The 16,960-nt window shown below is 41.4% G+C and carries 3 protein-coding genes; all 3 read right to left on the bottom strand.

Annotated elements, in window-relative coordinates:
- Positions 1-432: 432 nt before the first annotated feature.
- Genes PXC01_RS09730 through PXC01_RS09720 form a run of 3 tightly spaced genes read right to left on the bottom strand, consistent with a single transcriptional unit; the run spans position 433 to position 16,644 of the window.
- Positions 433-2,370, bottom strand: coding sequence for an OmpA family protein (locus PXC01_RS09730; RefSeq protein WP_276472086.1), 1,938 nt, complete (start codon positions 2,368-2,370; stop codon positions 433-435).
- A 9-nt stretch (positions 2,371-2,379) separates the two neighbouring features.
- Positions 2,380-3,312: a PorP/SprF family type IX secretion system membrane protein gene (locus tag PXC01_RS09725; RefSeq protein WP_276472085.1), complete on the bottom strand. Its 933-nt coding sequence runs from the start codon at positions 3,310-3,312 to the stop codon at positions 2,380-2,382.
- Between the two features lie 27 nt (positions 3,313-3,339).
- Positions 3,340-16,644, bottom strand: coding sequence for a T9SS type B sorting domain-containing protein (locus PXC01_RS09720; protein ID WP_276472084.1), 13,305 nt, complete (start codon positions 16,642-16,644; stop codon positions 3,340-3,342).
- Between the last annotated feature and the right edge of the window lie 316 nt (positions 16,645-16,960).

Genomic DNA, 16,960 nt, shown 5'->3' with positions numbered 1-16,960 from the left:
TAAAATGGTTTAGGAGCAATTATCTAGAACCCGATTTATTGATAGCTAAACAAGCCATTTCATACATTAAAATTCTAAAATCTCAAACAAAAATGTAAGTTTTAAGCTACATTTTTTTATGTTTTTTCGTAAATATATAGTGAGTTAAAGAGTAGTCCTCCATTATTGTTGTCTATAAACCTAAAGTTGTGGTGAAATGATGTCTTTTGTATATCAAAATTTCAAACTGATGCATTTCATCTATCAGATGTATATTTTTAGCAGCCTAAACAAGAATTGGTTTTGAAAAAATCAATACACTATTTACGTAAATGGGCTTGATAATTTCCGTTATTGGAATTTTAACTTGTGATAAATTAAATCCACAAAAAAAAGGGAAGGAGCCTTGCTCCTTCCCTTTTCAACATGTGTTGTTATGTGTTATTTAAGTTGTTATTCCACCACGATAAACTCCGATCGTCTGTTGAGCTGATGCTTTTCCTTACTACATGGAACGTTGTTGCTACAATCGTTCGTAAGCTCCGTCTCGCCATAGCCTTCGTACGATATCCTGTTGCTAGGGATGCCCGCAGCGATCAGGTAGTCCGCAGTCGCCTTTGCCCTGTTGGCGGATAATTTCATGTTGTACGCATCGTTAGCACGTGAATCCGTATGCGAGCGTACCTGTACGTTCACACTTGGGTATTCGTTCAAGTATGCCAGTACCTTTTCTATGCTAATCCTTGCATCTTCACGGATGAAATACTTGTCGAAATCGAAGTAGATCGGTTCTATGTTCAGGTATTTCGCAAGGTCCGTGCCTACCGGTGCCGATGGGTCTACCTGTGCCAGTACTATCTCTATGCCCATGGCGTCCTCCGCCCTTACCGTCATGAAGGTCCTGTTACCTTCCTCATAGTCCGTTTTGGTAGCCACTACTTTATAGCTGCCCTCGGCGCAGTTGCCTTCCATCTCGAACGCTCCGTTCTCGTCCGTGGTCGAACTAGACACTACTTTGTTGTCCTTGTCGTATACCGTTACCGATGCATCCGTTAAAAGTGCATTGGTCTTTTCGTCCCTTACGGTTCCCGTGATGTTTGTATGACAGGTGAAGTCCAGCGGGGTCGTTTCCACAAAGCTGTAGATATCGTCGTTGCCCTGTCCTCCTTTTCTGTTCGATGCGAAAAAGCCTTTCTTCGTCTCTTCGTCTATAATGTACGAGAAGTCGTCCTCCTCCCCGTTCAAGGGACGTCCTACGTTGTAGATCTCTCCCCTTTCGTTCTTCAGGTCCGTGGCAAAGACGTCAAGCCCTCCAAGTCCCGGGTGGCCGTCCGAAGAGAAATATAGTTTGTCGGAATCCGTTACGAACGGAAAGGTCTCCCTGGCCTCCGTATTGATGCGCTCCCCCAAGTTCTTGGGTGTACCGAAACTGCCGTCCTTGTTGATGTCCACCACGTAGATATCCGATTCCCCTTTCGTGCCCGGCATGTCCGAGGCGAAGTACAATTTTGTTTCTTCTTTATTTAATGTAGGATGTGCCACCGAGTAGCTGTCACCGTTAAAGGGCAGTTCCTCGATATTCTTCCATTCACCATTTTCTTTGGTCGCCCTGTATATCTTTAACCTGCTCACGCCTTCCTCGTCACGCTCGAACTTGCCGTCATCGGAGTTGTTACGGGTAAAGTACATCGTCTGTCCGTCCTTGGTGAATGCCGTCGACGATTCATGGGTCTTCTTGTTCAGTTTCTTGCTCAGCTTGTCCACATCGGTGAAATTACCTTGGCCGTCCTGTTCCGCTTTATATAGATTTAAAAACGAACCGTTGTTCCATCTATGGATGTTCTTCGTGAGCAGTCCGCTGTCCCTTGCAGTAGAGAACACCAGTCCGTCTTCATAGAACGATGGCGCAAAGTCCGATACCTTCGAGTTCAAACCTATGTTCCTCAGTTCGTACCTCCCCGAGCGTTCCTCGATCTGTTCCAGGTAGTCCTGGTTTTCATTGAAGACCAATGCACGTTGATCGTTCGCTTTTGCGTTCTTGAAATTGTTCATCCAAGTGTCGGATTCCGTATAGTTTTCCAATGACTTCAAGGTCTGTGCGTAACGGTACATATACTCCGGATCGATGTCCGCCCCTTCAAGTGCGAACAGCTTGCCGTACCAGCTCGATGCCTCTTCGTAGTTCGCGTTCAGATAGTTCGCGTTGCCCAAATTCTTGTACACCTCTTCTTCCGTATATCCGTCCTTTACCAATTGCTCGTAAGACTGTATCGCCGAGGCATAGGCGTAGTTGGTGAACTTCGTGTCCGCTTTCTTTACTTTCTTGTCCTGCGCGCTTGCCATCATGGCCATCACCGCCAAGCCACAAAAAATATATCCTGTTTTTTTCATGTCATTTTTTTAAAAGAATCTTGGGGTGATCACCCGTTTGTACTTGTTCAGGAATTCGTACCTCAGCATGATCTCGAAAGATCCGTCGTTGAACCGTGTCGCCCCCAGATCGGTCGTCTCCTTGTCATAGGCAAGCCCCAGCATCAGCTGGTCGTTCAGCTGAAAGCCGAACAGCGCGCTCACCGCGGCGTCCCATCTATAGGCAGCACCCAACGAGAACTTGTCGTTGAACAAAAAGTTCGCGCTCAGGTCCACTTGTAACGGTGCCCCCTTTACCGCTTTTATAAGTGCGGCAGGCTTGAACTTTACGTCGTTCCTTAGTTCGAACACGTAGCCCGTGATCAAATAAAGGTTCATGCGCTCCTGCGCGATCAAACTCGAACTGTTCGAATCCGAACTGTCGAAATGCTCGGTCTGCAAGAAGTTCGGTACCGATAGCCCCGTATAGAAACGGTCCGTATGGTAATAGATGCCCGCACCGAAGTTCGGCGAGAACTTGTTGTCGATGTTCGGAAGGTTGCTCTCCGCACCGTAGTTCCTCAGTTTCGTGAAGTCCACGTTGAACAGGTGCCCCCCGGCCTTAAGCCCGAACGAAAGCTTACCCGTCTCCGAGGTGTTCACCGTGTAGCTGAACGCCGCATCGATGTACGTATCCTGGTTCGTGCCGTTACCGATCTCGTCGTTCACCACGGATAGTCCCAATCCTACATGGTCCGATACCGGGGTATGGAAGTTGAGCGTCTGCGTAGTGGGCGCCCCGTCAAGGCCCACCCACTGCGAACGGTGCAGCGCGGCGATGCTGAACACGCCTCTAGATCCTGCGTATGCGGGGTTCACCGATATCGTATTGTACATGTACTGCGTGTACTGCGCGTCTTGTTGCGCATGCCCCATAAAGAGCCCCGCTACGGTAATTATAATGGTCAGAAAATATTTGTTCATCGTTGTCTTTTTATAAGGGGATTTTTTTTATCTGTTGATGTATAGGTAACCGGCCTTGTCCAAGTTGTCTCCATTGTTGTTGTACTTGATGACGTAGAAATATACGCCCACTGGCAATTTGGAATCGGTTGATATAGTTACTCTTCCGTTGGAAACTCCTTTAAAAGTATTCGTAACATTATTGTAACCTCTCATCTCATAGACCAATACTCCCCAACGGTTATAAACCTGTACCGTATTGTTCGGATAGGACTCTATGTTATCTATCAAGAACTCGTCATTAGTTCCATCTCCGTCAGGAGTTATAATTTCATTGATTACCGATATACCTGTTTCTACCAACTCTGGATCACAGCCTGCCGCTAAAGTAGGTACACCGTTCAATGAATCACAAGGATTAAGAGGATCCGTTCCGTCCAATATCTCTTGTCCGTCAGGTATCGTATCGCCATCGGTATCAGGATTATAAGGATCAGTACCTATCGCCTCTTCTTGAGAAGTGGTCAATCCATCTTCATCACAATCGGAAATCAAATAATCGCCACCTTGTTCAACGGTAATACTACCTTCTTCATAATCACAAGGATCTTCAGGGTTGGTATCATCATCAAGCTCTTGACCGTTAAGAACACCATCACCATCACAATCGGCAACTAAATAATCGCCTGAGAAATCAAGCGTAATATTTTCTATTACATAATCACAAGGGTCATTCTTATCCGTGCCATCAGCTTCTTCTTGCGTATCAAGAACACCATCGCCATCACTATCACCTATTTCTCTAAAGTTCACTTCTGGTGTAGTAGCATCGTCGTCATTATCCGTACCATCGGCACCTGTATCCAAATCATTGTTTACATCGTTACCCGGAGTCCTGTCAAACCCGTCATCCAATCCATCATTATCAGAATCAACACCTGTAAAAGTACCTTCATCTGTTTCATCAATGTCTAGAACACCGTCATCTTCAGAATCAAGGTCTAGGTAATCTGGAGTTCCGTCACCGTCCGTATCTTCTGGAACCAATCCGCCTGGGTAGTTCGTATCCAAGCCTTGTTCATCAAAAACATCGGCAGGAACAACATACGCTAAGGTAGGTTGTGCTTCCACGTTATCCGGAATACCATCGTCATCGGCATCAATATCCAAGAAATTAGCTTGACCTGTACCATCTGTATTTGGTGGCGTTGTACCTTCTGAACTATCTGCCTGACCATCATTGTTTGCATCGGCAAAACCAGTATCATCAGTATCGATTACACCATCATTATTTGTATCATGGTCACCGTTACCTGCTTCCACTACATCTACGATACCATCGTTATCGGCATCTATATCAAAGTGGTTAGGAATTCCGTCACCGTCAAAATCGAACGCCGGTTCCGTTGTTCCGTTTACATCTCCGATTGCAGGATCGTTTGGATCATCATCGGAATGGTTTGGAACACCATCATTGTCATCATCCGCGCTTGGGTCGATTCCGTTGGTCTCTACTAAATCAGCTATACCATCGTTATCGTCATCAAGATCTATAGTATCTGGAATACCATCTTTATCATAGTCTAGGATATCTCTAAAGTCAACCTCAGCTAAATCAGCATCATCAACGTTATCCGTACCATCTGCACCAGTATCTAGATCATTGTTTACATCGTTACCTGGCGTATCATCATAACCATCATCTAAACCATCTGCATCAGCATCGGTTCCAATAAATGTTCCTTGGCCTGCTTCTAAAGCATCACTTACACCATCTGCATCTGAGTCAGCATCGATATAATCAGGAATACCGTCCATATCCGTATCTTCTGGCTCAATTCCGCCTGGGTAATTTGTATCCAATCCGGTTGCATCAAAAGCATCTGCCGGTACAATATACGCGTCGGTAGGTTGTGCTTCTACATTATCTGGAATACCATCATCGTCCGCATCTATATCCAAGAAGTTAGCTTCACCTGTACCATCTGTATTTGGTGGTGTTGTTCCTTCTGAACTATCTGCTTGACCGTTACCAGTTGTATCGGCAAATCCGTTATCATTAGTATCAATAACACCGTCATTGTTCGTATCAAGGTCACCGTTACCAGCTTCCACTACATCTACTATACCATCATTATCCGCATCAATATCAAAGTGGTTAGGGATACCGTCACCGTCAAAATCGAACGCTGGTTCTGTTGTTCCATTTACATCTCCGATTGTAGGATCGTTAGGATCATCATCGGAATGGTTTGGAACACCATCGTTGTCATCATCCGCACTTGGATCTATTCCGTTGGCCTCATCCAAATCTGAGATGCCATCGTTATCGTCATCAAGATCTACCGTATCTGGAATACCGTCTTGATCAGTATCTAGCATTGACCTGAAGTCTACTTCTGCAACATCTGCATCATCTTCGTTATCCGTAGCGATTGCTCCCGTTACCAAGTCGTTGTTTACAATAATACCAGGGGTATCATCAAAAGCATCGTTAAGACCATCTGCGTCAGCATCGGCTAAAGGATCTACAATAGTACCTTGACCAGCTTCCAACATATCTGAAATACCATCTGCATCTGAATCCCAATCGATATAATCAGGAATACCATCCATATCGGTATCTTCTGGTTCAATTCCACCTGGGTAGTTCGTATCTAATCCTACTGTATCAAAAGCATCTGCCGGTACGATATACGCATCAGTAGGTTGTGCTTCTACATTATCTGGAATACCATCATCGTCAGCATCAATATCCAAGAAGTTAGCCTCACCTGTACCATCTGTATTTGGTGGCGTTGTACCTTCCGAACTATCCGCTTGACCATCATTGTTTGCATCAGCAAATCCAGTATCGTTAGCATCAATAACACCATCATTATTCGTATCAAAATCTCCGTTACCTGCTTCCACTACATCTACGATACCATCATTATCAGCATCGATATCAAAGTGGTTAGGAATACCATCACCGTCAAAATCAAATGCCGCTTCCGTTGTTCCGTTTACATCACCAACTAATGGATCATTAGGATCATCATCGGAATGGTTTGGAACACCATCGTTATCATCATCTGCACTAGGATCAGTTCCGTTAGCCTCATCTATATCTGAGATACCATCGTTGTCGTCATCTAGGTCTGCTGTATCTGGGATACCATCACCATCAAAATCCAATACCGATCTAAAATCTACTTCAGCCATATCAGCATCATCTTCGTTATCAGTTGCAATTGCACCTGTATCCAAATCATTGTTTACATCATTACCTAGGGTATCATCAAAGGCATCGTTCAAGCCATCACCGTCGGCATCTGCCAAAGGATCTACAGGAGTACCTTGACCAGCTTCCAGCATATCTGAAATACCATCGTTATCAGAATCAGCATCCAAATAATCAGGAGTTGAATCCGTATCCGTATCCTCAGGTCTTAATCCGTTAGGGTAGTTTGTATCTACACCATTAACATCAAAAGCATCTGCAGGAACCACATAACCTGTTGTTGGTTGTGCTTCTACGTTATCTGGAATACCATCGTCATCTGCATCGATATCCAAGAAATCTGCATTCCCTGTTGTATCTGTATTCAGCGGTGTTGTACCTTCTGAACTATCTGCCTGACCGTTACCAGTGGTATCGGTAAATCCGTCATCATTGCTATCAATAACTCCGTCATTATTGGTATCCAAAACATCATTTCCTGCTTCGTACACATCAAATATTCCGTCGTTATCTGCATCGATATCAAAGTGATTTGGAATACCATCACCATCAAAATCAAATGCCGGTTCTGTTGTTCCGTTTACATCGCCAATCAATGGATCGTTAGGATCATCATCGGAATGGTTTGGAACACCGTCGTTATCATCATCGGCACTTGGGTCAATACCATTAGCCTCATCTAAGTCACTAATACCATCGTTATCATCATCTAAATCAACGATATCCATAATACCATCTTGATCAAAATCTAATATAGATCTGAAATCTACTTCAGTAGTATCTGGGTCATCTACATTATCCGTACCATCTGCACCAGTATCCAAATCATTGTTTACATCATTACCTGGAGTATCATCAAAAGCATCGTTCAATCCGTCACCGTCGGCATCTGCCAATAGATCGGTCATTGTACCTTGACCTGCTTCCAGCATATCTGGAGTACCATCATTATCAGAATCAGCATCCAAATAATCTGGAGTTAAATCCGTATCCGTATCCTCTGGCCTTAATCCGTTAGGGTAATTCGTATCTACACCATTAAAATCAAAAGCATCAGCCGGAGCAATATAACCTGTTGTTGGTTGTGCTTCTACGTTATCTGGAATACCATCGTCATCTGCATCGATATCCAAGAAATCAGCATTCCCTGTAGTATCTGTATTCAACGGCGTTGTACCTTCTGAACTATCTGCCTGACCATCATTATCGTTATCTTCAAAATCAGTATCGTTACTGTCAATCACTCCGTCATTGTTCGTATCCAAAGCATCATTTCCTGCTTCGTACACATCATAGATTCCATCATTGTCCGCATCAATATCAAAGTGGTTAGGAATACCATCACCGTCAAAATCGAACGCAGGTTCAACCGTACCGTTCACATTACCAACTAATGGATCCGCCGGATCGTCATCTAAATAATTTGGTACACCGTCATTATCATCATCTGCGCTTGGATCAACCCCATTGGACTCATCTATATCAGAAATACCATCATTGTCATCATCCAAATCAACGATATCCATAATACCATCTTGGTCGCGATCTAATATAGACCTGAAATCAACCTCGGTCGTATCCAAATCATCTTCGTTGTCCGTGCCGTCCGCACCAGTTTCCAAGTCATTATTTACATCTGTACCAGGTGTATCATCAAAGGCATCGTTCAATCCGTCGTTATCGGCATCAGCTAAAGGATCAGTCATAGTTCCTTGACCTGCTTCAATAATATCCGGTGTACCATCCTCGTCAGAATCTGAATCTAAATAATCAGGAATTAAATCACCGTCTGTATCCTCCGGCGTTATACCACCTGCATATTGGGTATCTAAACCTTCAGTATCAAAAGCATTGTCCGGAGCATTATATGTTGCAGTTGGTTGTGCTTCTACATTATCTGGAATACCATCATCATCTGCATCAATATCTACGTAGTTTGCACCACCGGTAGTATCCGTATTTAATGGAGCAGCACCTTCTGTAGCATCTGCTTGACCGTTATTATTAGCATCCACAAAAACATCATCATCATTGTCAATAGCACCATCATTATTGGTATCTAAAGCACCTGTTCCATTTTCAACTACATCTAGAATACCATCATTATCGGCATCTATATCTAAGTGGTTAGGATTGGCATCGCCATCAAAATTATCTATTGGTAAAGCCGTACCTGGACCATCTGTAGCCGTAGGCGTTGTATTATCATCTGTATCTGCAATATCTGAAAGTCCGTCACCATCTGCATCGGCAATAGGACCTGAACCTATAACACCATCGTTATCCGGATCTGAACCACCTGCTTCCGTTACATCTGGAATACCATCATTATCCGAATCCGTATCTATTCGATCGTCAAAGCCGTCACCGTCGGTATCTAGATTCTCTAAAGGCGTACCAGTAACAGTAGCATCTGTAGGGTCTACACTGTCCGCTAAACCATCATTGTCAGTATCAGTAGCGTATGTGTCTATTATACCATCACCATTTGTATCTGGGCCTCCAGCTTCAGTAACATCAGTTATACCGTCATTATCAGAATCCAAATCTAAGCGATCTAAAATACCATCATTATCAGAATCTTCATCTGGTAAAGGAGTTGTTGTAATTTCATCTGCAAGACCATCATTATTTGTATCTACCATAGAAGTTGGATCACCAGGAGTTGGGTAATCTATATGACCATCACCATCCGTATCCGTACCACCAGCTTCCGTTATATCAGGAATACCGTCGTTATCCGAATCTAAATCTAAGTGATCAAAAACACCATCATTATCCGTGTCTAAATAAATTGGACATGATGAAGCAATTCTCCAACCAATATTATCTGCATTGGCGGCATCTAATTGTGTTATAACAATTTTGTCTATAGGCTGATCTATTATAAACCTGTAGTTTGCCTCTTGAGCACCACCACCAATAATCGCGGCAATAGCGTCACCAGTTGCAGGATCATAAGATGCACCAGAACCAACCGTTCCTGTTGTAGAATAAATAACAGCCGGGAACTGAATTTGCCCGCCATTGTTATAGAACTTAACGTTTTGGCTCTCATTATAAGTGCCAGATGCATTTCTTGCCAAACTTCTTAAGTTGAATTCTGACATTACAATAGCTTCCGAGAAAACAATTTCTGTAGAAGTACCTGTAACATTAGAGTTTGAATTACGAGTTTGCATATCTACCTGTATAGAACCATCTGTATAGTTAGGGCTGTTAGCACCAAATGTTCCAGTACCAATTGTTGTAGTTACTACAGCAGTCACATCATTATCAAAATCTTTTATATAAGTAACAGTATCACCATCATTACTATTAGGTGCTAAAAGATTATAACTAGCATCTGTAAAGTGTATGTTGTTAGAAATACCACTACAATCATTATATTCGTCAGTATCCAATATACCGTCATTGTCATCATCTATATCCACAGCATCCATTATACCATCTCCGTCAGAATCTAATATGGATCTAAAGTCTACTTCAGTAGTATCTAAATCATCTTCGTTGTCTGTTGCAATAGCTCCTGAGTTTAAGTCATTGTTTACATCGTTACCAGGTGTATCATCATAAGCATCATTAAGTCCATCACCATCTGCATCTGCATTAGGATCTGTAATTGTACCTTGACCAGCTTCTACAGCATCTGAAGAAAAATCATTATCAGAATCACTATCTAAATAATCCGGTATTAAATCATTATCGGTATCTACAGGAGTTAAGCCTACAGGATAATTTGTATCTAATCCGTTAGTAGCTTCTGCATCTGCAGGAGCAATATAACCAGCCGTAGTTTGTGCTTCAACATTATCTGGAATACCATCATCATCGGCATCAATATCCAAATAGTTTTGACCACCAGTACCATCCGTATTTGGTATTGGTAGTGGAGATGCAGCCGTAGCGTCATCCCAACCATCTGTTGTTGCGGTATCATCAAAACCATCTACAATACCGTCTCCATTAGCATCTGTACCACCTGCTTCTGTAGTATCTGTAATACCATCGTTATCAGAATCTATATCTAAGTGATTAGGAACACTGTCACCATCTAAATTATCAATTGGTAATGGGGTACCTGGACCATCTGCCAAGGCAGGGTCTGTATTATCATCTGGGTCTACTATATCCGAAAGTCCGTCTCCGTCTGTATCCGTAATTGGACCTGTACCGATTCTACCATCGTTATCCGGGTCAGAACCGCCACCTTCAATTACATCTGGTATACCATCGTTTTCAGAATCTAAATCTAACCTATCATCCAATCCGTCATTGTCCGTATCCGGATTCGGAATTGGTGTACCTGGTGTAGCAGGACCAACTGGGTCAACACTATCCGCAAGTCCGTCATTATCGGTATCGGTCATGAACGTATCAATGATACCATCACCATCACCATCCATACCACCAGCTTCGGTAGTATCCGTAATTCCGTCATTATCAGAATCTAAATCCAATCTGTCTAAAATTCCGTCATTATCAGAATCTTCATTAGGCAAAGGCGTAGCATCAACACTGTCCGCAACACCGTTACCATCAGCATCAACAAAACCATCTACGGCACCATCACCATCAGCGTCTTCGCCTCCAGCTTCTAAAGTATCTGTAATACCATCATTATCGGCATCTAAATCCAAATAATCTGGATTACCGTCACCATCTGTATCAATTGGGTCGATACCATCTGTATCTGTACCAACTGCAGGTATACCTGTTAATGGGTCAATAGCACCCGGTGTATTAAAGCCACTTGTAGTTTGTGCTTCTACCGTATCTAAAATACCGTCATTGTCACTATCCAAATCGTAAGCATTTAGTATTCCGTCACCATCAAAATCACCGTTATCATCAGTAGCACCATCACCATCCGTATCAAAAACATTGGATGTTGAATTTACCTGTACACAACCATTTTGTGGAGTACAAGGTGCGCTACCTTCCGGTCCGTCAGTAGTATCATTATCCACTACATCAGCAAGACCATCATTATCTACATCCGTAAGAATATCTATAATACCGTCACCATCAGCATCTATATTAGCGGAACCACTCTCAACAATATCCGTAATACCATCATTGTCAGAATCCAGGTCTAACTGATTTGGAATACCATCGCCATCTGTATCAAAATTGATACATATACCATTAGCATTCAATCCTCCACAAGTTGGGAAATCCGTATCATAGTAGTTTGGAGTACCATCGCCATCTAAATCATCATCTGGATCAGGTAAGCCCATTGTTGCACAATCCCATCCATTGATGCCATCAAAAGTAGCGGCACAGAAATCTGGATCTTCATAATCTAGGGTACCGTCGCCATCTGCATCACCATTATAAACTTCAATAACATCCGGTATACCGTCATTATCGTCATCTAAATCTAGCGGCGCACCCGAAGTAACGGATACAGGAATTAAGATAGCCTCGCACTGGCAATTTGTACTAGAAGGCAAAAATTCTACTATAAAGTTAGTACCAGAACAAGCTGCACCAGAAGTAGTAAAGACAATTTCATCAGTAATCGTAGACGAATTTGGAATTGCATCGGCTATTGATCCCGTAGCTATAGCTGCACCATCAATATCTCCATTTACATCTGCACAATATACACTGTAAGCATAACCGGCATCGGCATCTACCAGAGCTGTATTTTCAATATCCAAGGATAAATGATATTCGTAGTTGTTGCCGGTATCTACAGAAAAGAAACTATCATTTGCGGTACCGACCAAAATTGGTTTTTCTAAAGGTAAAATCTCATAAGTAAAACCGGTAGCCACTTGAAAATCAGTACAATTGGTAGTTGAACAAGTAATACCACCTACCGTTACAAAATTGACTATCCTAACTTCTTCTGTATCATCGCAAATACCATCGTTGGTAGTAATAAAATCGAAATTAAAATCAAATTTTGACCCATCGATTACCCCTGCAGGATATTGTAATAGCAGTTCTTCATGGTCACCAACTGTAGTAACACTAACAAAAGATACGCCATCTGCACTTGCAAAACTACCTGTTACATATTCCAGTCCTGAACGTAAGATAACCGTACCAAAATCAGATGTACCAGTGGTACCACCATTTATTGTGGTTTCTACACTAATATTATCAGTAACCCCACAACCTTGAACCGGTGCGCCAAAACCTGGCAAGCTAATTACCGGGAAGCTTGTATAAGGAGCTACGGCACCAATTGCCTGTATAGAATTAGAAACTATTCTTGAACCATTACCCGCGGCAATATCACCACAAGGTTCTTCTCCATAAACTTTAAAAGTAAATTCTGAATTAGATATAAAATCACACTCCAATTGAATTTGTAAATCAACATGCGCCGTTCTTTCATCTATAGAATTGACCGCAGGATTACCTTTTATACCATTTAAGGCAAGTATATTGGTATGCTCCAACAAATTAACCTTGGCAATACCATTTTCAATAGTTACGGTTACAGACTGGGTATCTGCCGGATCAGCAGAACCTTTAGGGTAAGTGACATCTGTATTAACAATAGTTATTCCGCCATCTCCACCAGGTATAGCAAACTGCAATGATGGATATATTAGATCACCCAATTGTGCGCTAATGACATCTACCCCTATATTGAAAGGTGTACATAAAGCTTGTGGCGTACTAGGCTGATCAGTTATGGCCACCTGTACCTGTGAACCTTTAGGTTCTAACGTTATAGATGTGGAGTTCTGGTAGCAAGTAGCACCAATTGCCTGAAAATCGGAAACGGTGACACTAGTATCTGGATACCCAGGATAACCCGAACAATCCCATCCATGTTCAACTAGAACGGTCTGATTTTGGCAATCTTCAAAGTCAGCTTTAAAACGTATAGATTTTGTAGACCCGGCCGCAACTGAACCAGCCTCTATCCATGTCTTATCACCAGATTGATAGAAATTTACCGGTGTTTCAACCCCTGCGGTTACTGAAAATGCACCTGTTATATTCAGACCTTCCGGTGAAGTAACCTGCAACCAGTTATAATCAACATCATCTGGACTGGTATTACTAATATTGGTATCAAAATCTACCGTATAGGCATCTCCATTAACCGTTGGCAACGGAGATTGCACAATAAATGTTGGCTGAGTATAACTAAACGTATTGGTATAAGAGAAACTTGAAGGTACCGGTGTTGCATAAGCAAAATCATCATAATTGACCGTAAAATCATACTGCGCAGATGCAGGCGACTCACAAGTACCCATAAATTCTACATATAGACGTGGTATAATAGTTCCAGTTTGATCTCTGTTTCTAAAATTTGGACCAGGGGTAATGGTTATTTGATCTCCACTTTCGGTAGCTATAAACTCCCCTGTTGCAGTTGAATAAGCCCCTTGAAATTGTATTGATGTAACATTTCCTGTAAATCTAGCGCCTTCAGGAATATCTATAACAGTAGAAGTCCATAATGTCAAAGGTCTATACTCATCAGCATGCATATCGGCCGGGGCCATATTTTTAACCATATTATAAATGATACCATTTGTTGGCGTACAACCGTTGGTAGCATGAGATAGATTTGCTCCATAAATTCTTGGTCTAGAATAATATGCCCTGTCTCCCCAAGTATCACAACCTACTCTATTAGGTACAGTATTTGCCGGGTAATCTGTGAAAGCAAAGAATTCACCTCTTAAATTTGTAAGTTCAAAATAGGCTATATCCTGAAAATCCTTACTGAACTCAAATGTCAATTCTAGTTCTACAATATCTCTATCAGTAGCATCGCCTTCAAATAAATAAGCGGCACTTATCAAGTCTTTTTCATCGCTTAAATCAAAACTTAACATGTGCTCTGTTGAACCATTGGTGGTCAAAATAGGTGCATTTGTAATTGTTCGTGAATCTGAAGTTCCTGCACTATTATCATTAATGGTGATTTTACTGTCTACCAATGTTATAATATCCGAACCACCAGCAGCTAAACTAGCTGTATTATATGTTAAATTGAAATACAGGTTATCCAAAGAAATATTGTTTATAGAAGCCGTGGTAGTGATTTTCATTTGATCGCCTGCTAAATATTTCTTGATACCATCCGTATTATCATCTAAGACAACTTTAGTGGTCATATCATTATCCGTCCAACCAGCGGTAAGTCTTCTAGCTTTAAAACCTTCTATTGCAGGACCTGTACAACCACCAGGACAATGTGTGTAAATGTTTACACTACCACAATGAATATCTTGAGACCAACAAACACCAGCTGAACTTGTGGCCGTATATTTAGTGGTATACGGTATAGATTGTATACCATTTGGACCACATGTAAAGGTCAACGGAAAATCTACCCATTCTTTGAATCTACCTGCATACATGTCCGTTGTTGTATACGTAACTTCGTTACCACTTTGCGTAAAACCAGCCGGTAAAGGTGTTTGCAACGCCATACCTGTAGGTACAGTAAGTGTTACACTCCATTCTGAAGAAGCATCATTAGAAAACATAGGGGTACCGTCTATGGTAGGCAAACCTGCTCCGCCTGCATAGAATGCCGGAGCTATACGCACGACAAAATCCTCATTGTTTACAATATCCGTAGGTGCTTCAACTTCTGTAACATCTTGGTAATCTCTTATAATATTAAAATACCCAATATCAATGCGCTCTGGAATACGGTCGCTCTTACATTGATCTTTAAAATAGGTGTCTATGTAGGTATGTTCCCAATTCATATAATCAAACCTACCAACACCACAATTATCTTTAGGTGTTACCGTAAAGTCAAAAGATAGTTCTGTAGCTTCGCCTGGTGGTAAGTCATCATAAAAACCATCATTATCTAAATCATCAAAACCTCCCGGTCCATCGGGATCAGAATTGAAAAAGTTGGGTGGTATAGAAACTGAAGTACCATTATCCCCTCTAGTTGGATAAATAGTACTTGGCCTATCTTCTGGAGTAAAAGAAATACCCGATGCAAATCTAAAATTAGAAACACTTCTTGTATCAAAATAGGTAAAATCCCAAAGAGGGTTCGTAGCAGCAGTAGTAACTGGTGATGAATTATGTCCACTACCAATATTAATACCTAAGTCCAAAGCCATAGAACCTACAGCAGTATTGGTATTTTCTATTCTGATCGTATAGGTAACAGGACCACATAAATCTGGTGTAGTAGATCCTACTTTTGAAATTGCTATATCTGGAACATTAGCACCAAAATTTAAAGAACCGGTTTGCTGTTCAGCAGCTTGGCAAATTTCACCTGGGTTACAACCCCAATAGGTATTATGGATAATTGCAGTATCTAAACAGTCATCTACCCTAAATTCTTCTTGAAATATAATAACCTCGCCATTATCGAAACAATTATCGTTATTGCCCACAGTACCTGCAAACGGTGCTGCATTTAAATCAATTTCATAGGTCAGCACTTGCCCTATAGATGAAACAGGGATTAAAGGTGTTCCTGCATAAGACAATTCATAAACATCATCTACATCTTCACCTAAATCTACATAATACGTAAAAGTCTCGGTACAACCGTTACCTCCTTGTGCCAGTGTAATATTTCTAGTATACGTTTCACCAACATTGGCATCAACAGTTGGTATTGCCGAAATATTTAAAGAAGCAGCCAATAACGGATATGATGAAACAGTTACATCTGAATCTGAATCTGAATTAGGACCGCCTTGATCTATAAAATTTATGGTGTGTGCATCTTTGAACAAACCTCCAGAGTTAGAGAATTGAACTGCATTGCAATTGGCCATTCTATTAAATCTGAAAACTACTTGATCACTAACTTGCCATTCTAGGTCTCCCGGTCTAAGAATGGAAAAAGTAGGATTTGTAGATGACCCACTAGCTGTTAAAACAAAATCCCCAGAACCTGACTGAGAAGTTATTACAGCTGAATTGCTAACATACTCTACGCCTTCGGGCAAATCAAAGGTAATACTGAAACTTTTACAAGTTGGAAATTTACCTGTTATACTCACTTCTTCAAAAGAATCGCCATCTCCACAAGTTGGCAAATTTTCGGGTGATAGAAGAACGGTAAAACGATTGCTATCTATTTGCGCCTGTACATTCACGGCACTCAATACAATAAAAAGCATTGATAAAAAGAAAATCTTAAAAGGAAACTTCATAATGGAGGTTAGTGTAAATTTAATAGGATTACTAAAAAAGTAAGTAATTGACTACAAAATATTTGTTATAACCGCAAAATTAGATGAAGAATATACTAGGATATATTTTTTGTTGTGAAATAAAGATAGTTGTATGACAATGCACTATTTATGTATGTCAAAAATCTACAAAAACTGACGTTTTATCGATAAAAGCAAGTATACTGGTTGATTTCAGAGGACTAAATAAATGAGTGAAATACTAAAATTAGACTTTTTCCCTAAACCACACGCTATACTGGGGCTAAGCAGTAATATCCATTTATTTTTAAAAGCA

The organism is Maribacter huludaoensis (assembly GCF_029350945.1).
In the GTDB taxonomy this organism is placed as follows: Bacteria; Bacteroidota; Bacteroidia; order Flavobacteriales; family Flavobacteriaceae; genus Maribacter; species Maribacter huludaoensis.
Note: the sequence above shows the minus strand (reverse complement) of the source record. Positions and strands in the feature narration are given on the sequence as shown.

Bases quoted from the DNA above. Each gene is read 5' to 3' on its own strand.
- PXC01_RS09730 (WP_276472086.1), bottom strand. From the start codon at position 2,370: ATGAAAAAAACAGGATATATTTTTTGTGGCTTGGCGGTGATGGCCATG.
- PXC01_RS09725 (WP_276472085.1), bottom strand. From the start codon at position 3,312: ATGAACAAATATTTTCTGACCATTATAATTACCGTAGCGGGGCTCTTT.
- PXC01_RS09720 (WP_276472084.1), bottom strand. From the start codon at position 16,644: ATGAAGTTTCCTTTTAAGATTTTCTTTTTATCAATGCTTTTTATTGTA.